The organism is Nonomuraea recticatena (assembly GCF_039533245.1).
Classification (GTDB): Bacteria; Actinomycetota; Actinomycetes; order Streptosporangiales; family Streptosporangiaceae; genus Nonomuraea; species Nonomuraea roseola.
Genome location: NZ_BAAATE010000014.1, coordinates 88,567 through 112,654, shown reverse-complemented (window position 1 = coordinate 112,654; position 24,088 = coordinate 88,567). Strand labels below are relative to the sequence as shown.

Below are 24,088 nucleotides of genomic sequence, written 5' to 3'. Positions count from 1 at the left end.
GCCGCCGGCGCGGGACCGCGAGGGTCCCGCGCCGGTCAGCGCTCAGCGGATGGAGGTGCTGTCAGAGTCCGCCGAACCAGATGTCGAACAGATCGACGAAGTTGTCCGCGATCTTCTGACCTCGGGCGCCGAGCTCGGCGGTCGCGGCGCCCCTCCTGTTCGTCTCGATCTCGTACTTCTCCGGCTTGAAGATCTGCTTCTGGCCCTGGCCGGAGCCGCCGCGCTGCGGCAGGTTCGACGGTGGCCTGCCCTGCGGATACATCCGGCCGTTGCCGTAGACGGTGTAGGACTGGGTCGGCTGAACCGAGCCGTCGTTGCGGTAGACCTGGCTCGGCCGTGGCTGCGCCGGCTGCCGGTTCGCCTTGGGCGGGGACTGCCGCTGGGTCGCCCTGTGGCTCGTGGGACGGCTCGCCGGACGCGAGCGCGCGTGCTGGATCCCTCTGGGAATCCGGCCGGCCCGGTGGTTGCGCCGCTGAGAGGCCATCGCCATCCGCCGCTTGGCCGCCGCCTCGCGAGCCGCCTTCCTCGCCTCTCTCCTGGCCGCCATCGCGGCCCGTCGCTTCGCCGCCGCCTCCCGCGCCTTCCTGGCGGCCTCGGCCGCCTTCTTCCTGGCCGCCGCCAGCCGTCGCTTCTTCGCCTCGGCGAGCGCCCGCTTCTTGGCCTCCTCCCTGGCCCGCTTCTTGGCCTCCTCCAGGGCTCGCTTCCTCGCCTCCGCCAGGGCCCGCTTCCTGGCCGCCTCCCTGGCACGGCGGAGCGCCTCTCGCCTGATGGCGCGCTGGGCCAGCTTCTTGGCGAGGTAACGGGCCCCGATCCGGACGCCGATGCCGACCACGAACCAGACCAGCTGCCCGTCGGGGTCGCTCATCGTGACGGGGCTGTTGTTGGCGTAGGCGTAGGCGTTGAGCTGCTGCGGATCCACATCGTCGATGACCGGGTCCACCGACAGGAAGCGGCCGTTACCGGGGTCGTACTCGCGGGCGCCGAGGTGGACGAGCCCGGTCGTCGCATCCTGCGTGCCTCCGACGAACCCGCGCTGCCCCGGCCACCATGGCGGGGGCGAGCCCCGGTTCTCGCCGAACGGCGTCGTCCTCCGTACGGCCAGCTCGCCGTTGCCGGCGTTCACCGCGGCCTGCGCGGTGCCCTGGTGGTCGTTGGCCAGCAGGTAGACCTGGTTGTCGTTCGTGCGCACGGCGATGGGCTGGTCGTTGATGGTGTAGAAGCGGGTCTGCTCGACGACGTCCTTGGCGAAGTCGAAGCGCAGCTCCATGTCGTCGACGTAGAGCGTGGCGTCGGTCGGCGTCTTGCGGAGCAGCCGGTTGCCGTCGGCGTCGTACACGAACGACGTCGTCTTGCCCGCCTCCGTCACCGACTCCAGGTTGCCTTCGGCGTCCCAGGCCAGGGTCTGGTCCGAGGCGGCGACCTTGCGCCTGGTGGTGTTGCCCGCGGCGTCGTACTCGAAGAGGTCGGCGCCGACGGCCTGCAGCGCGTGCGGCTGCTTTCCGCCCGCCTGCGGGTAGGTGTAGGAGCGGACCGCGTCGCCCGCGCCGCCCCATCCGTGCTTGGTCTCCTTGATCCGGTTGCCGGTGGAGTCGTAGGCGTAGCTGACCGCGTACGGGGCCACACCGCCGATCTTGTCCGGCTGGGGGCTGCCGGCGGCGCAGTCGTCGGTGCCCGTCCAGGCCGAGGTCAGGCGGCGCAGATGGTCATAGGAGAAGCACTGCGTGTCCTGACCGCTCGCCCCCTTGTCGGCGATCTTGGTGATGTTGCCGACCGCGTCGTAGGTGTAGCTGAGATCCAGGTCGGTCGCGGCGGCGCTCTCCCTGTCCAGTCGCATGCCGGTCAGCCTGCGGGTGGACTCGTCGTGGGTGTAGGTGAGCCAGCTCTTCTTGCCTCCGGTGCCCAGCTCGTACTGCAGGGTCTCGCCCAGCTTGGAGTAGCGGGTCGCGGTCACGTACGACGACAGGCCGGTGACCTTGGTCGGCTGGCCCAGCTCGTCGTAGCTGTAGACGACCGACTCCTCCGCCAGGCCGCCCGCGGCGGGGAAGCTGACGGACTGGACCTGGTTGTCGAGCGTGTAGCGGGTGTTGAGCACGTACGAGCCCGCCAGCTTGCCCTCCCGCTCGGGGATGGTGACGGTCTCGCGCAGCGGCCGGTAGTCGGCGTCGACGGCGTTGATCTCCGCCTTGTACGCCTGCCCGCCCACGTACCGGATGCTGGCGTTCATGTGGCCCTTGGCCAGGGCGTCGTACTTCCACTCCGCGAGCAGCGGGCCGGTCGCGGAGCCCTCGCGCATCTCCTTCTTGCGGCCCAGTTCGTCGTAGACGTACCACAGCGTCTTGCCGCGGGCGTCGGTGGTGCTGACGATCTCGTCGGCGTCGTTGTACGTCATCGTCGTGACGCCCTTGTCGGGGTCCTCGGTCTTGATCTCCCGGCCGCGCAGGTCGTAGTGGTGGCGCCATACGTTGCCTGCCGAGTCGGTCACCGTGGACAGCCGTCCTGCGTGGTCGTAGCTGTACTTGGTGGACTCGTACTCGCCGGTCGGGGTCGCGCCCTTGTACTGGCGCAGCTCGATCAGGCGGTCCTCGGCGTCACCGATGCGGGTGGTCGCCGTGCCGCCGGGCGGCGGCGTCATGTGGACCCTGTCGCCCTCCTGCTTGGAGGAGACCCGGTACTTCTCCACGCCCTTCGCCTTGAGGATCTGGGCGTTGACGTCGCCCGTCCCGTCGAAGACGGAGACGACCTGCGTGGGCACGTCGGTGTCGGCCACCGCCAGCAGGTCGGTGGAGGGCGTCCCGGTGGCGAAGTAGCCGGTGTTGGTCTTGGACTGCTCGCCCAGGGAGTTGTAGAAGGTGTCGGTGATCGTGCGGCCGTCACGCAGCGCGGGGTCCTGCGTCTGGTCGTCCTTGGGCGCGGGTTCCTGGGTCTGGCGCTCGCGCGTCAGGCCGTCGTACAGCTCGTGGCTGGCGGTGTAGCCGCCGTCGGCGCGCAGCGTCTTGGTGGTGACGATGCTGGGGCCGTCGGCGCGCATGACGTAGGAGTACTCGGTGCTGGGCGACTGTCCCGCCGCCTTGTTGCGGTCGGCCTGCCAGACCTTGGTCAGGCGGCCGAGCGCGTCGTACTCCAGGTCGGTGCGGCGGTTGTTCGCGTCGACCTCGGCCACGGGCTCGCCCCAGGCCGGTTCGAGGATCGTGCGCTCGACGTGGCCGAGCTGGTTGGTCTCGGTGATCTCGGTCGGAAGGGCGCCCGTGGCCGGGCTGTAGGTGGTCACGGCCTTGGTGCCGACGGCGTCGGTCTCGCTGGTCTCGCGGCCGTACACGTCGTAGGTGTGGGCGCTGTCGGTGATCGTCGCGCCGTCCCCTGAGACGATCTGCTGGACCGAGGTCACATCGCCCTTGCTCGGTGCCTGGCCGTACGCCTTGCCGTCGTACTGGACCTTCTCGTCGGAGATCAGCTCACCGGCGGCCAGCGTGGACACGGGAGTGCCGCAGCTCGCGGCGATCTTCTGGACGCGGCTGGGATAGTCGAGCATCCAGCTCGCGTCGTTGCGGGCGTAGGTGTAGCTCGTGCACTGGTCGTCGTCGGGCGAGGCCAGGTCGCCCTTCTCCTCCACCTGGGTGAGCAGGCCCCTGGTGTCGTAGGAGCGCTCCTCGCCGGTCCGCCGCCAGGTACCGCCCGGCAGCGCGGTACGGGTGACCATGGACTTGGCCTCGACCACGTGCGCGGTCTTGGTGACGCCGCCCTGCGTCGACTCGGCGGTCTTCACCGACCACGGCTGCTCGGCGGACGCCTTCAGGACGGCCCCGCCGTCGCCGTCGTAGAGGATCTCCTCGCGCTCGAAGCCGGAGTACTGGTCGAGGTCGTCCAGCTTGCCGCCCTCGGAGTCCTCGATCTGCACGCTGCGCCTGGAGCCGTCGGCCTGCTTGTCGCCGTGCATGCCGCGGAAGTACCGGAACTCGGTCAGCGTGCGCTTGGTGTCCTGCCCGTCGCCCTCACGCACCCGTACCCGGCCGAACCCGCGGAAGTCCGACCACGTGCGGTGCTCGGGCTTGACGAGGATGTTGTCGGCGTAGTGCCAGGCGGCGCCGTCCAGGTACTCGTAGCTGGTGACGACGTTGGGCGAGGCCGCGACGCGGTCCACCTCGATCGTCTGCGACACCACGTACTTGTGGAACCAGTCGGTGACCTCGGTCTCGTTCTGCGGCGTCCAGCGCTGCGGGAAGCACCGCCTGGTGTTCTTGTCAGGTGCCGGCAGCGCGCCCGGCGCGCAGTCGGCGGGGGCGTAGTTGACCCGCAGCTCGCCGCCGGTCCCGTTGTCGACCGACTGGACGCGCCACTTGACCAGCGGGGCCCGGCCCTCGGTGGCGTCCACCCTGTTGGGGAGCTGGACACCGATGAAGGTGGTCTTGGGCAGCGTGATCGTGCCGCCCACGTGGCCGGTCTGCTGGACCGAGGCCAGCCACAGCGACGGGCTGAGGCCGTCGCCCGTGGCGGGGAACTGGTGGGTCAGCGCCCAGGAGTCCACCGCGTAGTACTGGCCGGCGGCGTTGCGGACCTGGGTGGTGACCTTGGTCAGCCGCTTGCGGGTGAAGAACGTCGGCGTCGTGCGGTCGACGCACTTCACTCCGGCGTCGCAGATCTGGTCGAACGGCACGTCCGGCCAGTGACTGGCGGTCTCCTTCTTGAGCTGGTCGGCGGCGCAGGTGACGGTGCCGCTGGGCAGGCAGCGCTCGGCCACCTCGAACAGCACGCGGGAGGCAGGGGCCTTGGTGAACAGCTCGCCCTGCAGGTAGCCGTAGTCGATGCGGGCGAGGTAGGCGTTTCGGACGTACGGCGTGCCCAGTTCAGGCTTGGAGTTGCGGCCGTAGTGGTTGGTCTCGCGCTCGTACCAGTACGTGGTCGCGTTCCCGTGGGGGTCCACGGCGTAGTCGAGGTTCCACCGGTAGGCCTGCTGGCACCAGGCGTTGGCAGGGGTGCTGGAGTAGCACGGCTCGCCGCTGTTGTTGCCGAACACCGGCACCGTCTGGACCGATCTGGTCTCCGGCTTGCCGGTCACCCAGCCGGGCAGGCGGTTGAGTCCGAAGGTGTACTGGGTGCCGTCGGAGGTGGTGACGCGCCAGTACTCGCCGTTGTTGTCGCCGTTGGCGGCCCCTGCGAGGTACTCGATGCGGGTGCCGTCGTCGCGCTTGGGCCGCCACTGCTTGGTGGTGGCGTCCTTGACCAGCTCCACGGCGGAGCCGCCGAGCGACAGGGTGGCGTTGTCCTGGTCCCAGCACAGGTCGCCGGTCTTCTTGCCGTCGATCATGCAGGACTTGTAGCGGCGCTCGATGTAGCCGCCCGGGTTGAGCTCGAAGCCGTCACCGGCCCACGACGCCTGGTTGTTGGTGGAGGCGGTGCGGCCGTCCACGCTCTGCGAGGAGTAGCCCAGGGAGATCTCCGGCTCGTCGCCACCCAGCGCGGGCGGCGTGCGCATGTCGTAGCCCCAGGTGAAGTCGCCGGTCTGGGTGCCGACGCTCCAGTCGGCGGAGGGGGACAGGGAGGTGGCCGAGTGGTCGCCCGACTGCCCAGAGGCGGCGGCCGTGAGCGCGTACACCGCGCCTGTCTCGACCTCGGCGGTCAGGGTGCCGGCCTTGGCGTCGTTCTCGCTCTTCACCGGCTCGGGCGCCGCGCAGTTCGCGGCGGCCGCGTCGAGCGCGCATTCGTCCACCTTGACCATCCGCAGCCGGGCGCCGTAGTCGCCGCCGTAGGCGTGACGGAAGCCCGAGTAGTCGATCTGCAGGCGGGTCTTCTTCGCCGCCGCGGCTGCCGCGACGCCCTGGCCGGGGGAGACGCGCATCGCCAGGCCGAGCAGATCGGTGTCGAGCAGTTCCACGCTCACCGGCTCGGCGTCGGCTGCGGCTCTGGCCTCCCCCCGCCCGGGAGCCAGCTTGACGGGGAAGCCGGCCGCCAGGGTGGCGGCGCCGCCGCCCAGCTCGGCCTTCTGGAGTTTGGGCCAGGCGACCCTTGGCGGCGCTTTCCACACCTGTTTCTGGACGGGGTCGGCCATCGGCGCGAGGACGGGGACCGCCTGTCCCTTGACCGGCTTCTCCTTCTGCACGGACGGGGCGGGGCGAGAGGCGGCCGAGGCGGGCAAGGCCTGCACCAGCTGCACGACGAGGAGGACGGAGAGCGTGGTGGCGATCCTGCGGGGCCAGGGCGACTCGCGCCTGGGCTCCTGGAAACGGTTCCACGAGGGGTCGGCAAGCTCGGGTTCTTCGGGCGGAGGAGTGCGATTCCAGCGGGATTCGGGCAGCTCTAACTCATCCGGCAGGTCCATGAACCTCTCCCAGTCGGGGGTGCGGTGCGGGAGTTACTGGGCGGCTAGCTGTGCGATGTGCTCGGCGCTCAGGACGCCGTCATAGGCGCGGACGTCGTCCACCGCCCCCGGCCAGAAGCCGGTGAAGGTGCCCGCGGTCTTGGTCCGGCCCAGTTGCAGCGGGCCGGTGGCGTTCCACGCGCTCAGGTGGTCGGTGACGGTGGTGGTGGACAGGCGGCCGTTGACGTAGACGCGGAGCTGACCGGCCAGCGGGTCGTACACGCCGGCGATGTGGGCCCACTCCAGCGGGTTCGGGATGTCGTCGGAGCGGGTGCGGACGAGAGCGGCGGTGTCGGTGTCGGCGGCGGCCATGCCGAGGGTCCACCGTCCCTGTTCCTTGTCGAAGCCGAGCTGGAATCCGGCGGCCCTGCTGCCCGGCTGGGCCACGGCCGTCGTGTCACGGGTGGGCAGGTAGTCGAGCTGGGCCCAGGCGGCCACGGTGAATCCGGTCCTGGTGTTGACCACGGGCGCGGTCGTCTGCGCGTAACCGTTGACGCCGTCGAGCGCGAGCGCGCCGTCCAGCCAGCCCGACGTCCACGAGGCGGCTCCGGCGAGCGTCGCGGCCGTCGCCCGGCCCGAGGCGTCGGCCGCCGACAAGCCGGACTCCTCATCCAGCCTCCAGTGGCCGACCAGCGTGGCAGCGCTGTTGACCAGGTCGGCGATCTCGTCGGCGAACATGGCGCGGCCGTAGACCCGCACCTCGTCGACGTCGCCTGGCCAGTACTCCGAAGCCGCCCCGTTGACCTTCCCCCTGCCGATCGTCAGGGGGCCTGCGGCGCTCCACGGCGGCGTGACGGCGACAGCGGCCTCCAGTCTGCCGTTCACGTAGAGCGAGATCTGGCCGGCCGCCGAGTCGTAGACGCCGGTCAGGTGGGTCCACTCGTTCAGCCTGGGCGCGGCCGTGGACAGGGCGCGCAACGCAGGCGCGCCGTCCGCGTCCGAGCCCGCCACGGTCAGCGCCCAGCGGTCGTTGGCCTTGGCGTACTGCAGCGAGAACGCGCCCGTCCTGCCGCCCTCCTGGGTGACGGCGGTGGCGGAGGCGGCCGTGCCGGTCAGGCGGGCCCAGGCGCTGACGGTGAAGTTGCGGCTGGTGTCGATGACGGGGCCGGAGGTCTGGGCGTAGGCGTTGGCCAGTTTGAGCGCCGTGCCGGTCCTGCCGGAGGTCCACGCCGCTCCGTACAGCGTCGCGGGGTGGGCCTGCACGGTGTCGGCCGCCACGCTGCCCTGACCCTCGTCCAGCGACCAGTGCCCGCTGGGGCCCTTGCCCGCGTTGACGTTGAAGACGTAGGTGCGGATGGGCCCGAGCTGGCCCGCGCGGTCCTTGCTGCGGACCGACAGGACGTTGGGGCCGTCGTGGCGCGGTGTGAGCGCGATGGTGGCGCTGCCGTCCTGGCCTGGGGCGACCTCCGTCCTGGGCGTGGAGTCGAGGCCCCAGACGTAGGCGGCGACGTCGGAGACGCCGTTCGGGGCGAACGTGAACGTGCCGGGCAGACCGACCCCGTCGCTCCAGCCGTTCTCCGCGTACTCCGGCGAGGAGACCGCAGGCTCCCTGCTGGGGGCCGTGGCGTCCACGGTGGCCTCGCACCAGGGGCTCCACGCGCTGGTGGCCTTGCCGTCCTCGGCGCGGGTCCGCCAGCGGATCAGCGCGCCGTCGGCGTACAGGCTCACCGGGATCGTCGCGTAGTAGGCGGCGCCCGACGACCCCAAGGGGGTGAGGTGCTCGCCCGTCTTCACCCCGGCCGCGTTGTACCACTCGAAGCGGCCGCGGACGGAGTTGTCGGTGTCCCTCAGCTTGGCCCACAGCTTCGGTGCGGCGGTGCTGATGATCGGCCGGTCGTCGCCGGAGACGCAGGGGCCGCCGGGGTCCGACCAGACGTCGGCGGCCACCGGGGCGCTGGGCAGCGAGTTGTACTCGATGACCAGGCTGGGGTTGTTCTTGAACTTCTTCCAGGCGTACACGTCGGTCTCGCTGGTGGCGCGCAGGCCGATGGTGACGTTGGGCCACTTCTTGGCGGCGGCGTCCACGACCTGCGAGGTGACGTCGAACTCGACGCCGCCGGGCAGGCAGGCAGGGCCCCAGCCCTTGGCCACGTTCACCGTGGAGAGCAGCCTGACCCAGGTGGGCTGGTTGTTCCAGGTGGTGCTCTTGCCGATGGGGTTGGTCGCCCAGGCCTCGACCTTGCGGGCGCTGCACGAGTACGACCACGTCTCGTACGTGCGCAGCGTCGCCTTGATGATCTGCTTGCCGTGGATGGTCGAGCCGGTGTTCATCTGGAAGAACGAGCGGTTCTTCTGCGACTCGACGTGGCCGACCCTGGCGACGTCGCTGGAGTTGAGGTAGTTGGAGTTGGGCCAGTTGCTCCAGACCGCCGTCCAGGCGTTGCGCGCGGCGGAGAAGTAGGGGTCCAGGTAGACGGGGAACCGGGTCTTCGGGTCCGTCATCATCTTCCTGTCCGGCTTGAGCCGCAGCTGCCTGCCCGTCAGCTCCACACCCATCGCGGCCTCGCGGGCCTCGGGAGAGCGGCCTTCCTTGAGCGCCTGCGGGCTCGTGATCCCCTCGGAGTCCCACATCTTCGGGGTGGGCGCGATGAAGATCGTGCCCTCGTTCCTGTCGGTGGCCTCGAGGTTGCCCGCCCTGTCGGCCTTCACCGACAGGCCGGAGGCGGACAGCGGGAAGGTCAGCTCCGTCATGCTCGCCGCGGCGGCTCGCGACTTGACCACCAGGACGTGGGAGAAGCCGTCCACGTCCGCGGTGACCTGGAGGTCGACGCCCGGCATGACCTCGGCGTAGGTGGCGGTGTCGCCCTTCAGCGTGGGCTTGGGCAGCGCGCCCTGCCAGCCGAGTTCCAGGGACTTGGCGCCGCGCGACAGCCTGGCCAGCGGGGCGCTGCCGCCGCCGGAGAACGTGAGCCCGACCGCCGCCGCGGCCGGGCTGACCGTGCCGTCGGGGTTGAGGCGCAGAGTGGTGTCGACGGGGACCCAGCCGCCTGACCGGCGTACGCGGACCGGGCGTACGTTGTGCTCCAGGACGAGGGTGCCGTCCGGCTTGGCGAAGACCTGGCGGGTCTCGGTGCGCATGGACTCGATCTCGACAGGCTGACCGGTGTGGCGCGCCGCCGCGACCGCGGACGCCTCGGTCGTCGACTGCTCCTCTACGGCCTTCGGAGGTGGCTCCGGCACAGCGCCCGCCTGGGCTGGCACCGCCGGAGAGATCGCTAAGATCAGTGTCGCCGTGAACAGCCCACGCAGTACCCGCATACGTCCTCGCCCATGGTGAGCAGGGGTTACGCGCGGGACGGATCACCCGCCCGGCGTTTCCGCGATCTTCGATTGACGATCGGATTTTCACCCGGCCTTTACTGTCTGTCCATACTTTTGATCATTCTGCTCAAAGATTTCTTCAGGGGCCGGAGGGGTGTGAAGATATCCGCCGCGTTCTTGCGGCGCCGGTATCGGGCGCCCTCGCCGGTCAGAGGCCGGCGAGGGCTTTCCTGTCACCAGGGCGGGCTCACCCGCCAGGGCGTACGGCCTGCCGGGTGATCACGGCCCTGCCCATGCCGGGGTCGTCGCAGAACGCCCCGTCGATGCCGAGCTCCACGAGCCTGCGCAGCCACCCCATCACGTCACCCGTGGCCCTGGAGAAGACCGGGCTGGCCGGGTCGCCGAGCCGGTGGTCGAGGGGCAGCTGGGAGTTCTCGTTGCGCACCGTCCAGACGTGCACCTGCAGCCGCCTGCGGTGGGCGTCGGCGATCAGCGTGGTCGGCTGCTGCAGCCTGCCGTCCGGGCCGACGGGCACGACCCTGCGGGTGTCCACGCCGATCCCGTCGGCGTACGCGGCCACCTCGCGCAGACCTTCCGGCTTGACCATGTCGTCATAGGTGCGCGGATCGCCGGCGGCCGTCCAGTCGTACGGCGCGCCGCCCCAGGTGATCAGCTGGATCAGCGGCAGTCTGGTCTTGGCGCGCAGGTCGCGCAGGTTGGCGGTCTCGAACGACTGGATGAAGGCCTTGCGCACCTGGTGGGTGTTCAGCACCTCGAGCAGCGGCTCCTCCAGCGACAGGCCGATGGAGTCGAAGTAGGTCGGGTGCTTGGTCTCGGGGTAGACGCCCACGCCGTGGCGCTGCGCGAGGCGGACGACCTCCTCGAACGTGGGGATCTCCGCCAGCCCGTCGAAGGCGGCGTTGTCGGGGCGCAGGTCGGGCACGCGTTCCTTGGCGCGCAGCGTCTTGAGCTCGGCGAGGGTGAAGTCCTCGGTGAACCAGCCGGTGACCGCCCTGCCGTCGATCGTCTTGGTGGTGCGCCGGTCGGCGAACTCGGGCCGGGAGGCCACGTCGGTGGTGCCGGAGATCTCGTTCTCGTGGCGGGCCACCAGGACGTGGTCCTTGGTGGAGACCAGGTCGGGCTCGATGTAGTCGGCGCCCATGGCGATGGCGGCCTCGTACGACAACAGTGTGTGCTCGGGGCGGTGGGCGCTGGCGCCACGATGGCCGATCACGATGGGAGCCTGTGCACGGCGCTCGGCCGTGGCGGGATTGGACTGGGACAGCACAACGGCGACGGTACCGCCCGTCAGGACGGCCAGCGCGCCCGCGAGTAGCCTGCGGATCATCATGCGCGCACGGTAGACCGCCTGGGTGGCACGGAGATGACGGCAGGATGGTCAGGGGGTGCCAGGTCGTCGGCCGGCGGGTCGGGGACGCCGTCCGCAGCGTGGCTCTGACAGGTCATGGCTGCCCGGAGGGCGCCTCCCGCGGGCATGGACCCGCCATGACCGCGGTCCTACCTGTGTGTCAACGACAGGAGCCTTTTGTTGACTAGTCATGGAATTGAGTAGATAGTTCTGCTCCATGGCATTACGGCATGCGGTGCTGGCGGCGATGCTGGACGGCGAGTTCACCGGCTACCAGCTCGCGAAGATCTTCGACGTGGGCGTGTCCAACTTCTGGTACGCCTCGCCGCAGCAGCTCTACACCGAGCTGGCGAAGCTGGAGAGGGCCGGGATGATCTCCGGGCAACAGGTCATCCAGCTCGACAGGCCGAACAAGCGGGTCTTCACGGTCACCGAGGCGGGGCTGGAGGAGCTGGCCGCCTTCGCCGCGGCCACGTCCAAACCGCTGTCCATGCGCGACGACCTGGCGGTGAAGGTCCAGGCCGTCGACCATCTCGACCCCGCCCCCGTACTGGCCCAGCTCGACGAGCGGGCCGTCGAGGCCGCCGCCAAGCTGGCCCTGTTCGAGCAGGGCATGCGGCGGCTGCGCGGCGGCTTGGACGAGGAGGAGTTCCTCCGCACGTCGCCACGGGTCGGCCCGTACCTGACCTACCTGGCCGGATGCCGCCTGGAGCAGGAGATGCGCGACTGGTGCCTGTCCACCGCCGCCCTGCTCCGCTCCCGCACGGTGAGCCACTCCGAGGAGGAGCGATGACCCACGACGCCGAGCCCCCGCCCAGGACCTTCACGCGGTACGTCGCGCTCGGCGACAGCCAGACCGAGGGGCTCGGCGACGGCGACGAGATCCGCGGCTACCGCGGCCTGGCCGACCGGCTCGCCGAACATCTCGCCGCGGCCTTCCCCGACCTCCACTACGCCAACCTGAGCGTGCGGGGACGCCTCGCCTCGCAGGTCCTGGCCGAGCAGCTGCCCGCCGCGCTGGCGTTGCGGCCCGACCTGGCCACGGTGATCGCCGGGATGAACGACCTGATCAGGCCAGGCTTCGACGCCGACACGGTGGCCGCGAGCCTGGAGGAGATGTTCGCCGCGCTCACCGCCTCGGGCGCGCACGTCCTGACGGTGACCTTTCCCGACATCGGCAAGATCGCGCCCCTGGCCCGGCCGCTGCTGCCTCGCGTGCTCGCGCTGAACGAACGCGTCCGTGAGGCCGCCGCCCGCCATGACGTCACGGTGGTCGACACCTTCCCGCACGCCTTCGCCACCGACGTCAGGATGTGGAGCGCCGACCGCCTGCACGCCAGCCCGCTGGGACACGCCAGGATCGCCGCGGCATTCGCGCACGCCCTCGGGCTGCCCGGCAGCGACGACACCTGGTCGGCCCCGCTCGTACCGGTCGCTCCGCGCGGCCGCCTGCGCACCGCGGGGACCGAGGTCCGCTGGGTCGCCGGCTTCGCGGGCCCGTGGATCTACCGCCGCATCCGCGGCAGGTCCTCAGGGGACGGCCGCAGCGCCAAGCGCCCCGACCTCGCCCCCGTGCTGCTCTACGCCGAGGAGTGAGGCCCAGGAGCGGTACGCAGGCGACCGCTCGGACGACACACCGACCCACCTGCCGGCCGGGTCACAGGTCCTGTCCCTGGGGCCAGATGTCCACCTGGTCGCGGATGGCCCACATCAGGTTGTCGAGGCCTGTCCGGTGATACCCGGGGGGCTGGACTGGCTGCCGCGTCGCCCAGGAAGCAGACGGACTCGTTCGTCCCCTGTGTCGTCGTTTGTCCAGTTTATCCGGAGTGCATGGAGTGACCCGTGTGCGCGTTGCGGGTGCCGAAGGGGTGAATGAACGGTGTCGCGATTACGGCGCTGACCTGCGGGAACGCTCCCTTCTGGTCAAGGCATTGGCTGAGAGCCCGGCGGTATGTCCGGTTTGCAGTGAAGTGCAGGGCGGCTGTGCGGCCGCCCTGCACGGGCCGGACGGGGGTCGAGAATCGTTCGATTCCCCACCTCCTGGCGTCAGGACCCCTCAACCTCCGCGGGACCTCCGGCCTCCAGGAGGTGGCGGATGAAGAAGCGCGCTGAGCTGTCCAGCTCGAAGGCGGGTACGCCCGCGTGGCGGCCGGGGTTGGCGTGCAGCGTCTTCTCGCGGGAGGCGAAGGCGTCGAACAGCGCGAGGCCCGCCTCGCGCGGAACCATCTCGTCGTCCCACTGGAGCAGGAACTCGACGGGGACGGTGATCCGCCTCGCCGCCTCGGTCAGGCTCTCGTGGCCGGTGAGGCCGAGCACGGCGGCGGTGATCCTCGGTTCGGCGGCGACGAGCGGCACGCCGATCGCGCCGCCCATCGAGACGCCCCAGTACCCCACGGGCCCGACGTGGCCGAGTTCCCGGAGCGCGTCCAGGGTGGCCCGCCACTCGGGAACCGCCTGCTCGGCCAGCACGACGTTGTAGCGGGCGAGGTGTGAGCCGAGGGCCTCGCCCCGCGCCACTCGTTGCCTGATGTCGGCCACGAGCCGCTCGTGCGGCTCGACCTTCGGCCGGTCGCCGTGCCCTGGCGCGTCGATGGCCGCCACGGCGAAGCCGCAGTCCTTCACGTAGCGGTGGGCGCGGGCCACGAGACCCTCTGCCTTCTTGTGCTGGCCGCCGCCATGGCCCAGCAGTACCAGGGGACGGCCGGCGGTGCCCTCGGAGGGCGACCAGATCACGCCGGGGATGTCGTCGAGGGCGAAAAGACGTTCCGAGACGCCGTCGGAGGTCGTCTGCGAAGTGATGCGCACAGGTGTGTTGCCTTTCGGGATGCCTGCGGGCACTCCCGGGGCCACCTATGTCAGATGGACCGTACAACCATGGGGGAGGGGAGCACCCAGCCTGATACAGCGGTAATGGGTCTCACCTCCTCGGTCGGTCACGTGCACAGCGGACGCTACCAGATCCCACCGGAGCCGGTCCCTGCGGACCTCGTCCGGCGACCGCCGCGGCGATCTGGAATGATGATCCCCATCATGTCCGCCGGCCTGCCCTTCCGCCTGACTCGTGCCTCGAGCTTCGCCGTGGCGTGTCTCGGGCTGGGCGTGCTCGCTCACCTGCTCGGCGGGGGCACGCTGTCCGTGCCCGCCGCGGCCGGTGGGCTGGGGCTGGCATTCGCGGCGGCGTGGCCGCTGTCAGGACGCGAACGCGCCCTCGGCGTGATCCTTCCGCTCCTCGGGGCTCTGCAGGCCGTCCTGCATCTGCTGTTCTCCCTGAGCTCCCCGATCTCCTCCGCCCCCGAAGGGCCCCTGCACCTTCACCTGCACCCTGGCCTGGTGCCGGGGATCGGCATGCTCGTCGTCCACGGCTGGGCGGTCGGGCTGACCGCTCTCTGGCTGGCGCGCGGCGAGGCCGCGTTGTGGGGGCTGCTGCGGCGCCTGGCGGCCGGTGTGTGCCGTGTCCTCGTCCTGTACCTCACGCCTTCTTCGGCCTGCGCCGCCGTCGTCTTCGCCGACGAGCCGCGTCAGCTGCGCCCGGCCGTCCTGCGCCACGCGGTCAGCAGGCGCGGCCCGCCTCAGGTTGTCACCGCCGCCTGACCCTCTGGTCTCGGACGGCGCCGTTCTCTTTCCTGGCTCGCGCGCGGGCCTGCACCGGGCCGGCCTGACGCCGCCCGGTGGCCGAACTCCCGTGACAACCTCCGTGCCGTCGCGGCTGCCCTCGGCATGCCGTACGGGCGAAGAAAGGCATTCCTGTGTTCCCTCGCCGTATCGTTCCTTCCGCCGTCCTCCTGGCCGCGTTGACGCTCGCCGGTTGCGGTGGCCAGCAGCCGTCCGCTGCGCCGGCGGCCGCTCCGGCCAGCGCGGCCGCGCCTGCCACGAGCGCCGCGACCGGCGCGGTGTCGATCACCGACCCTTGGGTGAAGACCGCGAAGAAGGGCATGAGCGCCGCGTTCGGCACCCTGGTCAACAACTCCGACGCCGAGGTGACCGTGCTCTCCGGCTCCTCCCCGCTGTCGCCGAAGATCGAACTGCACGAGGTCGTCGAGTCCGGCGGGAAGATGGTCATGCGCCCCAAGGACGGCGGCTTCGTGATCCCCCCTCGCGGCACCCACGAGCTCCAGCCGGGCGGTGACCACATCATGCTGATGGACCTCGCCCAGGAGGTGAAGCCGGGCGCGGAGATCGCCTTCACCCTCACCCTCAAGGACGGCGGCACCCTGGAGTTCACCGCGGTCGGCAAGGACTTCGCCGGCGGCAAGGAGGACTACCAGCCCGGCATGAAGATGGGCGAGGGCAACGGCTGATGGCCGCACCCCGGATCAGCCGCCGGGGCCTGCTCGCGGGGGGAGCCGCCACCGCGGTCGGCGCCCTCGCCGGCGGCGTGCCCTCCGAGCAGGCCTCTGGCGGAGCGGCCACCCTCGCCGAGCTCATCGAACCGTTCGACGGGCTCCACCAGGCCGGGATCGCCACGACGCCGCAGACGCACGCCGTCTTCGTGGGATTCGACCTGCTTAGGACGACCCGCAAGGAGGCGATCGTCCGGCTGTTGCGGCTGCTCACCGACGACGCCCGCCGTCTCACCCAGGGGCGTCCCGCGCTGGCCGACACCGAGCCGGAGCTGGCGCTCACGCCCGCTCGGCTGACCGTCACCTTCGGGTTCGGGCCCGGCCTGTTCAGGGCGGCGGGGCTGGACTCGCCGGTGAAGGCGCTGCCGGCCTTCACCACCGACCGGCTCCAGAAGCGGTGGAGCGGCGGTGACCTGCTCGTGCAGATCTGCGCCGACGACAACCTCACCGTGTCCCACGCCCTCCGCATGATCGTCAAGGACGCGCGCTCTTTCACCCGGGTCCGCTGGACCCAGCGGGGCTTCCGTCAGTCCTCGGGGACGGTCAACCGCAACCTGATGGGCCAGGTGGACGGCACCGTCAACCCGACAGACCTGGACCGGGCGGTGTGGATCAGCGACGGGCCCCTGCGCGGCGGCACCACGCTGGTGTTGCGCAGGATCAGGATGGAGCTCGAGACCTGGGACGCCGCCGACCGGGTGGCCAGGGAGTTCACCATCGGCCGCCGCCTGGCGGACGGGGCGCCGCTGACAGGCAGGGCCGAGCGCGACGAGCCCGACTTCGAGAAGGTCAACGCGCTCGGCTTCCCCGTCATCTCCGAGTCCGCCCACATCAGGCGCGCCCGCGTCAGCGACCCGGGGATGCGGATCCTGCGCCGCCCCTACAACTACGACGACGGACTCGCTCCCGACGGGAGATCCGACTCGGGGCTGCTGTTCGCCTCCTACCAGGCGGACATCGACCATCAGTTCGTGCCCGTCCAGCGCAACCTCGCCGAGGCCGACCTGCTCAACGAATGGATCACTCCGATCGGCTCCGCCGTGTTCGCCATTCCGCCGGGCTGCTCGCCGAGCGGATGGATCGGCGACAGCCTGCTGTCCTGACGCCGTGGGGGCGGGTCCCGTGCAGAGGGAGCCTGCCCCCACCACCGGACGGACACGGCAGGGAAGGCCCTCGTGGTCAGCCCTCGTGGGCGGTGATGGCGTAGCCCTCAGGGCCGACGAACGTGAACATCCTGCCGAACGGGCCGTTCTCGGGCGCCTTGACGATGGTGGTCCCTGCGGCGTGGAGCTGGTCGTGCAGGGCCTGCGCGTCAGTGGTGCGGAACCACAGGGCGACCCCGAGACCGGGCCGCTCGACGGTGTCGAGATCCACCCCCGGCAGCGGCTCGCGGACGGCGAAAGGAACCGGCTCGGTGGCGAAGACCACGGCCCCGGGCGGCGAGGCAGGCGCTCTGCGCAGCCCGAGGTGCTTCTCGTAGAAGACGGCTGCCGCTTCGACGTCGCGCACCTGCAGAGCGACGAAGTCCGGCCCGCTGACGGTGACGGTCATGAGTACTCCTCGTTCGATTCAATGTCAGGACTTTGACATACCTCGAAAGTAGACGGCGCCGGTCTTACATGTCAAACTCCTGACATGCATGATGGGACTCCCACCAGCCAGGCCGCGCCGGCCGACGACGTGACCGAGCGCCTGGGATACCGCCTCAAGCGCGCCGCCGCGGCGCTGCGCGGCGCGATGGACGGAGCGCTGCGGGAGCACGGTCTGACGGTGCCGCAGTATGCCTGCCTCGAACTCCTCGACCAGCGCCCCGGTCTGTCCAACGCCGAGCTGGCCAGGGGCGCCTTCGTCACGCGGCAGTCCATGAACGTGGTCCTTCGCGGACTGCAGGACGCCGGTCTCATCACCCGGCCGGCCACCACCGACCGCGGTCGCGCTCTACCCGCCCACCTCACCGAGGAGGGCCACCGTCGCCTGGGGGCGGCACGCTCCGTCGTCTACGCCATCGACCAGCGCATGACCGACGCCGTCCCCGAGCGACGACTGGCCGATCTCCTCGCCGACCTCGACCACATGGCGGCGGCGCTCGAGAGGTGAGAACGCCCCGTGAGCGTGGAGTGCGGCGAGGGCGCGGCGGCCGGCCACCCCGAACGCCGGACGAGGGGGGCGGTGCCGCCGCGGCAGGTCGCGGCGGCACCGTGCGGAGCGCTGGGTTCAGATGCGCGCGAGGTGCAGGCGGATCTGGGTGCCTGGCCGGCCGGTGCGGATTTCCAGGAGCTCGCACAGCTGGCGTACCACCCACAGGCCGTGTCCGCGGGGGGCGGCGGGGTCGGGGGGCAGGTAGCCGGGGATCGGGGTGTCGAGGTGCCCGGGATCGGTGACGTCGCAGACGACGACGTCGCCGTCGATCCACATCCGGATGCGGCCGTGCCCGCCGCCGTGCTCGACGGCGTTGGTGGCGACCTCGTTGACCGCCAGCGTGAGCCGGTCGGTCTGGTCGGCTCCCAGGCCGAGGCCGGTGGACAGGCTCGCGAGCCGCTGCCGCATGCGGTGCAGGTCGGCGTCGAAGCCGAAGTCCGGGGCGGTGCCGGCGGGCGCGGGCGACAGCGGCAGGTGGTGGGTGGCGTAGGCGAAGGCCGCGGGGTCGGTGTAGGCGGGGCTGGCCTGCCAGGCGGGGCCCGACATGAGGTCGGGGTGGGTACGGCGGGCGTCGGAGACGATCTGCTCGGGCAGCGCCCGCTCGTCGTAGGGGCAGACGATCCAGGCCGGGCTCGTGGCGAACGCGGCGTTGATCACCGACTCGTACCGCGTCCATTCGGCTTGTTGCGCCGGGCTTCGGCCGTGCCAGAGCGGCTCGCCGATGACGCGCACACGCGGATGCCGCCGCTTGTGGTCGTCGACGTAGTGGCCGTAGGCGGCCAGCGTGCGGCCGGGGGCGTGGTACCAGTTACCTGCCTCGACGAAGTCCACCTCGGCCGCGGCGGTGTCCAGGGCGCCGGTCAGCAGGTCGATGTTGGCAGGGGTGGTCACCGCCAGCACTCTGTCTCCGGCGGCCAGGCCGTCCAGGCAGAAGGGGAGGGTGGCGGACAGGAACTCCTGGTCGCTGCCGTAGATCAGCGCGTGGTGGATCAGCCCTGCTGAGGGAGTGCGCGCGTCGGGGTTGATGGTGGTGCTCATGCGCGCACCGCCTCCTGCTCGATGACCAGGCCGGGGACCGCGTCCCAGCCCACCAGGGTGATGATCTGTCTCAGCCGGGGTGCCAGGTGGCGGATGCGCAGGCTGCTTCCCTCGGTCAGCGCCGAGGCCGCCACGGCCAGTTCGCGGATGCCCGCCACGTCGATGAACTCCAGCTCGGCCATGTCCACTCGCACGTCGCCGCCCGCGCGGGCGGCCTGCCGCAGCGCGGCGCTCCAGGTGGGAGTGGTGCTGTGGTCGACGGTGCCGGCCACGCGCAGCACGCGCGCGCCGTCGGCGTCGAAGGTCGGCGTGATGCTGAGCGTGCCGGTCTCGAACAGGGCGTTCATCTGCGCCTGCTCGGGATGGCAGTCGGTCAGCCCGGTCAGCCGCTCGGCCGGGAACAGCCGTGCGTCGTACTGGCACAAGCCCACGGCGTGGCCCACGGCGTAGACACCGGTGACGCGTCGCTCGTAGTCCTCCAGCTGATCGGTGCCCGGCTGTCCGGCCAGCGCCCAGCTCATCTCCCCGCTGACCCGCAGCCCTGCCCAGCCCGCCGCGAGGCTGGCGTCGACCTCACGGCGCAGCATCTCGATCATCGTGTCGGGGTCGAAACGGCCCCCTGAGAGATAGCTCTCCTGAGCCGTTCTGAACTCCAGGCGGCGTGCGGCGCCGGCCGAGGCCACGTCCACACCGGCCTCCTCCAGCCACGACCGCACCCGCTCCGAGCCGGGCGCGTCGCTGAAGTACAGCACGCGCTCCCGGCTCTCCAGGCCGCCGGCCAGGAAGGCGGTCACCACCGCACGCTGCTCGGCCTCGTGGGCGAACGCCAAGCACACGTGATCACCCAGCTTCACGTCCTTGATCTGGCGCACAACCCCACCAACGTTGGCTCGACCCGGCCCGACAGCCCCGGACAAATGTAGCCGTCCACCGTAGTACGGACCACGCTCGCCATGCGGAACGACGCTCGATGGGGCCGTCCAAGGGCTTCCCTGTCGAAACGACGGGGCACGCAGTCACTCCTTTGGCGCGCTGTCGCGCTCCGTCGGATGCGGGACTGCTAAGGAGCGATCCCGTGGGACGCGGGGGCGGTCGAGAGCATCCGGTCACCGGATCGCGCCGGGTCGCCGGGCGGGGAGGGGATCGCTCCGCGCGACGGCGCCGACGCCTTCGCCGCCTCCGCTGCCAGCAGGGCGGCGCCGAGCTGGACGGCGACCAGAGTGCGGATCGGGATCGGCGTGGCGGAGAAGTCGCTCTCGGCCTCGGTGAACCAGGCGTCGAAGAGCGACTTCACCCGGGCGCGTTCGGCCCGGATGGCCGGGGCCGGGTTGCCCGCGGCGAGCTCGGCGTCCAGCAGGCGCAGGCACATCCCGCCGTACCTCAGCCGCAGGCTGTGCTTGAGCTGCTCCTTGCCGACGACCTCGGCTACCGTGGCGGGCCGGTCAGCGCCGGGGTAGTCCTCCCATTCGGAGATGTAGTCGTCATGGGTGCCGAGGAAGTCCTCCAGGGCGCGGCGGAAGGGTGAGCGCACGGTCAGCTCGGAGTCGGCCTTCGCCAGGGACTGCCTCAGCTCGGCGATCAGAGCGCGCTGGCCGGTGAGATAGGTCGAGATCACCTCACCGTACGTCTGGTCGGTGGGGGTCTCGTCGGAGACGCGAGGGTCGGCCCAGTAGGGGAGCTCGGTCACCAGGTGCAGGGCGCCGAAGCGGTCGGCGTAGTCGACGCTGCTGCCGCCGATGCCGTAGATCTCTCCCAGCTCGGCGCCGCGCGGTGTCACGTACGCCGCAGGGGCGATCTGGGTCGCGCTCGGGACCTCCGGCGGGCCCATGTGCAGCGGCAGGCCCTGGCCTGCCGCGATGGCGGTCAGGGCGGCGGCGAGGCCGGGCTCGTTCCTGCTGAGGTAGTAGAAGGCGCCCTGGAGCTCGCCGTTGTGCAGCGAATAGACGAAGGAGGGCCTGACCTCGTCCATCAGCCCCATCAGCGCCTCGGTCTCAGGAAGCGTGCGGTCGAAGGTGTAGCCCTCGCCGGTCAGCGGGAAGGTCCACTCGACCTGGTCGGCCTCGCACGGGCGGTAGAAGTGCTCGGCATAGGCGCGGCGGTCACCCGGCCGGACGTACCAGCCCTCGTTGAGGCGGGCTCCGTCGGGGTCGACGCAGGGGATGAGGTGCCATCGGTAGCCGAACTCCTCGCGGAGCCAGGCGTCGTCGATGAGCCGGCGCAGCAGGCTGCTCACGGTGAGCGCGCCGATCGGCTCGTTGGGGTGGGGGCCGCCGATGATCACCGCGTCGTGGGGGCCGGCCCCGATCGTGGCCACGCGCAGCGGTTCGCCCAGGCGCGAGGTGCCGATGCGGCGCAGCCGTACCAGGTGGGGATGGGCGGCGGCGAGCTCGTCGAGCTCGGCGTGCATCTGGTCCACGGTCGGGAACGCGGCGTAGTCGGGGACCCGGTTCATGTGCTGGTCAACGTCCATGCCCGGAAAGATAATCTGGATTATTCTAATAATCTAGATTATCGTTGCGCCAACCTCGAACAGGGAGACCTCGACGCCATGCGACTGACCAGGGCGGAAAGCAAGGCCGCCAACAGGCGCGCGCTGATCGACGCGGCCCGCGAGGTCGTCGGAAGGGAGGGCGCGAACGCGAAGCTGGAGGACATCGCCGAGCTGGCCGGCTTGACCACGGGGGCCGTCTACTCGCTGTTCGGCGGCAAGAGCGGCCTGATGGTCGCGATGATCGACGACTACACGGGCCCGCTCGACCTCGGACCGGTCGAGGAGATCGCGCCTGGCCGGCCACTGGAGGAGGTCGTCGTCACCATCGCCAGGCAGTACTGGCGGATGTCGGCCGACCCCGAGGCCGCCGCGCTGCTGCTGTTCGAGGTCCGCGTGATGGACCTCGTGCTGAACGACGCCGAGTTGCTGACCAAGCTCAACACGGCGATCGACGCCTCGCAGGCCCAGCTGGCCGAGCACCTCGCCGGCAGGGAGCACGCGGGCGTGCCCGTCACGCGCGAGCAGGCCGTGCGCCTGGCCCTCGCGCTCAAGGCGATGCTGTCCGGGCTCGGGCAGGCCGTCGTGCTCGGCGTCCACGGCAGCTCCGAGGAGTACTTCGCCGACGTCGCGCGGGCCCTGATCACGCCCGGGGTGCTCGGCCCGGCATAGCCAGGTCGCGGGTTCGGGGGAACGCGCGACCGTACACCACCCCCACCCGAAAGGCCCCACCATGCCCAGATCCGGCTTTGGCGTCATCGGCGCGCCCGTGTTGTTCATCGGCGTCTTCCAGCTGCTGGAGATGATGCTGTCGCCAGCGCTCCCGCTCATCCAGCGGGAGCTTTCCGCCTCGCCAGGCGAGCTCGCGTGGATCTTCACCGGCGGGCTGATCAGCTCGGCGATCAGCACCCCGATCATCGGCCGCCTGGCCGACATGTACGACAAGCGCACCCTGCTGCTCACCCTGATGGCGATCACCAGCGCCGGAGCCCTCGTCTCCGGCCTGGCGCCCAACGTGCTCGTGCTGATCGCCGGCCAGGCGGTGCAGGGCGTCTGGCTGGGCATGCTGCCGCTGACCGTCGGGCTGTTCCGCGACACCCTCGAACCCGAGCGCGGCGCCACCGGCAACGGCCTGGTCATCGGCGTCGCCGCCCTGGCCAGCGCGCTCGGCCTCGTCCTCGCGGGGCCGCTCACCTCGGCGCTCGGCTACCGGTGGCTGTTCTTCCTGACCCTGGCCGGCGCGCTGGTGGCCGCGCTCTGGGCCTGGCGGGCGGTGCCCCACACGCCCAGAGCGGCCTCGGGGCGCGTCGACTGGGCCGGCGGCCTGCTGCTCGGCGTCGGGCTCACCCTGCTCATGCTGGGCCTGACCACCTCCTCGAGCGCGGGCTGGACGGCTCCCGCCACCCTCGCCCTGTTCGTGGGCGCGGCGCTGACGCTGGGCCTCTGGACGGTCGTCGAGCTCCGCACCGCCGACCCGCTCGTGGACCTGCGGCTGCTGGCGGGGCGCTCACCCGCGGGAGTGACGGCGATGGGGTTCCTGTTCGGCTTCGCCTCCTTCGGGCTGGTGGTCGCGCTGCCCATGATGTTGTCGCTGCCCGTAGAGACCGGGTACGGCCTGGGCGCCGACACCCTGTGGATCGGGATCTACATGTTCCCGCTCGGCATCGCGGGCACCCTGGTCGCGCCGCTGGTCGGGCCGATGACCAGGCTGCTCGGACGGCGCGCCGTGCTGGTGCTCGGCAGCGCGCTCGTCTCGGCAGGCACCGCCGCGCTCGCCTTCTGGCACTCCTCACCGTGGCAGATCCTGGTCGGGGTGACGATCCTGGGGCTGGGCGGCTCCATCGGCCTCACCTCCGCCCTCAACGTCGTGGCCGCCGACGTCCCCGGCGACCGGGCGGCCGGGGTCAGCGGCGTGGTCTTCGTCGCCAAGAGCATCGGCGGCACCTTCGGGGCGCAGATCGGCGGCATGGCGCTGGCGGCAGGCACCGTGGCGGGGGTCCCCGCGGAGAGCAGCTTCGTCGAGACCTACCTGCTCTCCGCGCTGCTCGGCCTGCTCGCCGTCGGCGCCGCCTTCGTGATCCCCTCCGCTGTACGGCAGGCCCAAGGCGGCAGCCCAGCTTCGGCCCCCACGACAAAGCCCGCCGTCCCCCAGGGTGACACCCTGTGACGGCGACAAAGGAAAGCCAAGGAAGGGAGCGACCGGTGCGGGTCTACATCTCCATCGACATGGAGGGCGTCACGGGCATCGCCACCATGGACCAGGTCGTCCGCGGCGGTCACGGGTATCCGCGATCGCAACGGTTGATGACCGCCGAGGCCAACGCCGCCATCGAGGGCGCCTTCGAGGCCGGAGCCGACAGCGTCCTGGTCAACGACAGCCACGGCACCATGGACAACCTGCTGCACGAGGAGCTCGACCCACGCGCCCGGCTGATCTTCGGCACCCCCAAGCTTGACTGCATGGCCGAGGGGATCGCGGCCGAGCACGACGTGGCCATGTTCCTCGGCTACCACGCCGCGGCCGGCTCGCCAGGCGTGCTCGCCCACACCTACTCCTCGCACTTCTACGAGGTGCGGCTCAACGGGCGTCCGGTGTCGGAGGCCGAGGTCAACGCGCTGCAGGCCGCCGCGGTAGGCGTCCCTGTGGGGTTGCTGACCGGCGACGACGTGATCTGCGGCGTCGCGGAAAAGGCCTTTCCCGGCGTGCGCACGGTCGCCGTCAAGGTCGCGCACGGGCACACCGCCGCGGACAGCCTTTCGCCGGCCGAGGCCAGGCGGCTGATCCGCGAGGCGGCGGCGGAGACCGTACGGGGGGCGGGGGAGCTGGCGCCGCTCCAGCTGCCCGAGGTGCTCGAGCTGGAGATCGACATGCCGAGCACGCCCGCGGCCGAGCTGGGCGCGCAGATCCCCGGCGTGCGCAGGATCGCCGACAAGACGCTCGCCGCCACCTTCGCCACGCCCACGGAGGTGCTGGGCTGCGTGACGGTCTGCTACCACCTCGCCGCCGACGCCATGATCAGCCGGATGGCCCTGTACGGCCGCCGTTAGCCCCCACGAACAGCGCGGGACCCGCACGGCGACCTCGGCCGCCGTGCTGGTCC

Annotated in this window: 17 protein-coding genes; 9 read left to right on the top strand and 8 right to left on the bottom strand. The window is 71.1% G+C overall.

Going from position 1 to position 24,088, the window contains the following annotated elements; translation table 11 throughout:
* Positions 1 to 61 precede the first annotated feature (61 nt).
* The 3 genes from ABFX50_RS25895 to ABFX50_RS25885 all read right to left on the bottom strand — a co-directional run bounded on the left by ABFX50_RS25895 (position 62) and on the right by ABFX50_RS25885 (position 10,964).
* Entirely contained in the window at positions 62 to 6,313 is a 6,252-nt protein-coding gene (locus ABFX50_RS25895; RefSeq protein WP_346149936.1) for an RHS repeat-associated core domain-containing protein, read from the bottom strand.
* A 33-nt stretch (positions 6,314 to 6,346) separates the two neighbouring features.
* On the bottom strand, positions 6,347 to 9,532 hold the full coding sequence (locus ABFX50_RS25890; RefSeq protein ID WP_346149935.1) for a LamG-like jellyroll fold domain-containing protein: 3,186 nt from the start codon (positions 9,530 to 9,532) through the stop codon (positions 6,347 to 6,349).
* Between the two features lie 328 nt (positions 9,533 to 9,860).
* A complete protein-coding gene (locus ABFX50_RS25885) occupies positions 9,861 to 10,964 on the bottom strand; it encodes a glycerophosphodiester phosphodiesterase (protein WP_346149934.1) in 1,104 nt (367 codons plus the stop codon).
* A gap of 235 nt (positions 10,965 to 11,199) precedes the next feature.
* On the opposite strand from ABFX50_RS25885, the gene ABFX50_RS25880 reads away from it, so the two are divergent.
* Complete coding sequence (locus tag ABFX50_RS25880; protein WP_346149933.1) at positions 11,200 to 11,775, top strand: PadR family transcriptional regulator; 576 nt, start codon at positions 11,200 to 11,202, stop codon at positions 11,773 to 11,775.
* Positions 11,772 to 12,578: an SGNH/GDSL hydrolase family protein gene (locus tag ABFX50_RS25875; RefSeq protein WP_346149932.1), complete on the top strand. Its 807-nt coding sequence runs from the start codon at positions 11,772 to 11,774 to the stop codon at positions 12,576 to 12,578. The genes ABFX50_RS25880 and ABFX50_RS25875 overlap by 4 nt, the downstream gene beginning before the upstream one ends.
* A 450-nt stretch (positions 12,579 to 13,028) precedes the next feature.
* Here the strand turns inward: ABFX50_RS25875 and ABFX50_RS25870 are convergent, their stop codons facing one another.
* Positions 13,029 to 13,787: a dienelactone hydrolase family protein gene (locus ABFX50_RS25870; RefSeq protein ID WP_346149931.1), complete on the bottom strand. Its 759-nt coding sequence runs from the start codon at positions 13,785 to 13,787 to the stop codon at positions 13,029 to 13,031.
* 225 nt (positions 13,788 to 14,012) lie between these two features.
* Here ABFX50_RS25870 and ABFX50_RS25865 point away from each other — a divergent pair, with 225 nt between their 5' ends.
* The 3 genes from ABFX50_RS25865 (at position 14,013) to ABFX50_RS25855 (ending at position 16,425) form a co-directional block, all read left to right on the top strand.
* On the top strand, positions 14,013 to 14,573 hold the full coding sequence (locus ABFX50_RS25865) for an MFS transporter (protein ID WP_346149930.1): 561 nt from the start codon (positions 14,013 to 14,015) through the stop codon (positions 14,571 to 14,573).
* Positions 14,574 to 14,728: 155 nt separating this feature from the next.
* Positions 14,729 to 15,280, top strand: a complete 552-nt coding sequence (locus ABFX50_RS25860) for a copper chaperone PCu(A)C (protein ID WP_346149929.1) — start codon at positions 14,729 to 14,731, stop codon at positions 15,278 to 15,280.
* Complete coding sequence (locus ABFX50_RS25855; RefSeq protein ID WP_346149928.1) at positions 15,280 to 16,425, top strand: Dyp-type peroxidase; 1,146 nt, start codon at positions 15,280 to 15,282, stop codon at positions 16,423 to 16,425. The genes ABFX50_RS25860 and ABFX50_RS25855 overlap by 1 nt, the downstream gene beginning before the upstream one ends.
* A 76-nt stretch (positions 16,426 to 16,501) precedes the next feature.
* Here ABFX50_RS25855 and ABFX50_RS25850 read toward each other — a convergent pair whose 3' ends face one another.
* A complete protein-coding gene (locus tag ABFX50_RS25850; protein WP_346149927.1) occupies positions 16,502 to 16,873 on the bottom strand; it encodes a VOC family protein in 372 nt (123 codons plus the stop codon).
* A gap of 84 nt (positions 16,874 to 16,957) precedes the next feature.
* Between ABFX50_RS25850 and ABFX50_RS25845 the strand changes: the two genes are divergently transcribed.
* Positions 16,958 to 17,419 carry a MarR family winged helix-turn-helix transcriptional regulator gene (locus ABFX50_RS25845; RefSeq protein ID WP_346149926.1) on the top strand — a complete coding sequence of 154 codons (462 nt, stop codon included), beginning with the start codon at positions 16,958 to 16,960 and terminating at the stop codon, positions 17,417 to 17,419.
* 117 nt (positions 17,420 to 17,536) lie between these two features.
* Here ABFX50_RS25845 and ABFX50_RS25840 read toward each other — a convergent pair whose 3' ends face one another.
* The 3 genes from ABFX50_RS25840 to ABFX50_RS25830 form a co-directional block, all read right to left on the bottom strand.
* The gene (locus ABFX50_RS25840) at positions 17,537 to 18,499 is read right to left on the bottom strand and encodes an anti-sigma factor RsbA family regulatory protein (RefSeq protein ID WP_346149925.1); all 963 of its coding nucleotides are present in this window, start codon (positions 18,497 to 18,499) and stop codon (positions 17,537 to 17,539) included.
* Complete coding sequence (locus tag ABFX50_RS25835; protein ID WP_346149924.1) at positions 18,496 to 19,371, bottom strand: MEDS domain-containing protein; 876 nt, start codon at positions 19,369 to 19,371, stop codon at positions 18,496 to 18,498. The genes ABFX50_RS25840 and ABFX50_RS25835 overlap by 4 nt, the downstream gene beginning before the upstream one ends.
* A 188-nt stretch (positions 19,372 to 19,559) precedes the next feature.
* Positions 19,560 to 20,969 carry a M14 family zinc carboxypeptidase gene (locus ABFX50_RS25830; protein ID WP_346149923.1) on the bottom strand — a complete coding sequence of 470 codons (1,410 nt, stop codon included), beginning with the start codon at positions 20,967 to 20,969 and terminating at the stop codon, positions 19,560 to 19,562.
* A gap of 78 nt (positions 20,970 to 21,047) precedes the next feature.
* On the opposite strand from ABFX50_RS25830, the gene ABFX50_RS25825 reads away from it, so the two are divergent.
* The 3 genes from ABFX50_RS25825 to ABFX50_RS25815 all read left to right on the top strand — a co-directional run bounded on the left by ABFX50_RS25825 (position 21,048) and on the right by ABFX50_RS25815 (position 24,035).
* Entirely contained in the window at positions 21,048 to 21,659 is a 612-nt protein-coding gene (locus ABFX50_RS25825) for a TetR/AcrR family transcriptional regulator (RefSeq protein WP_346149922.1), read from the top strand.
* 61 nt (positions 21,660 to 21,720) lie between these two features.
* A complete protein-coding gene (locus ABFX50_RS25820) occupies positions 21,721 to 23,154 on the top strand; it encodes an MFS transporter (protein ID WP_346149921.1) in 1,434 nt (477 codons plus the stop codon).
* Between the two features lie 35 nt (positions 23,155 to 23,189).
* The gene (locus tag ABFX50_RS25815; protein ID WP_346149920.1) at positions 23,190 to 24,035 is read left to right on the top strand and encodes a M55 family metallopeptidase; all 846 of its coding nucleotides are present in this window, start codon (positions 23,190 to 23,192) and stop codon (positions 24,033 to 24,035) included.
* Positions 24,036 to 24,088 lie beyond the last annotated feature (53 nt).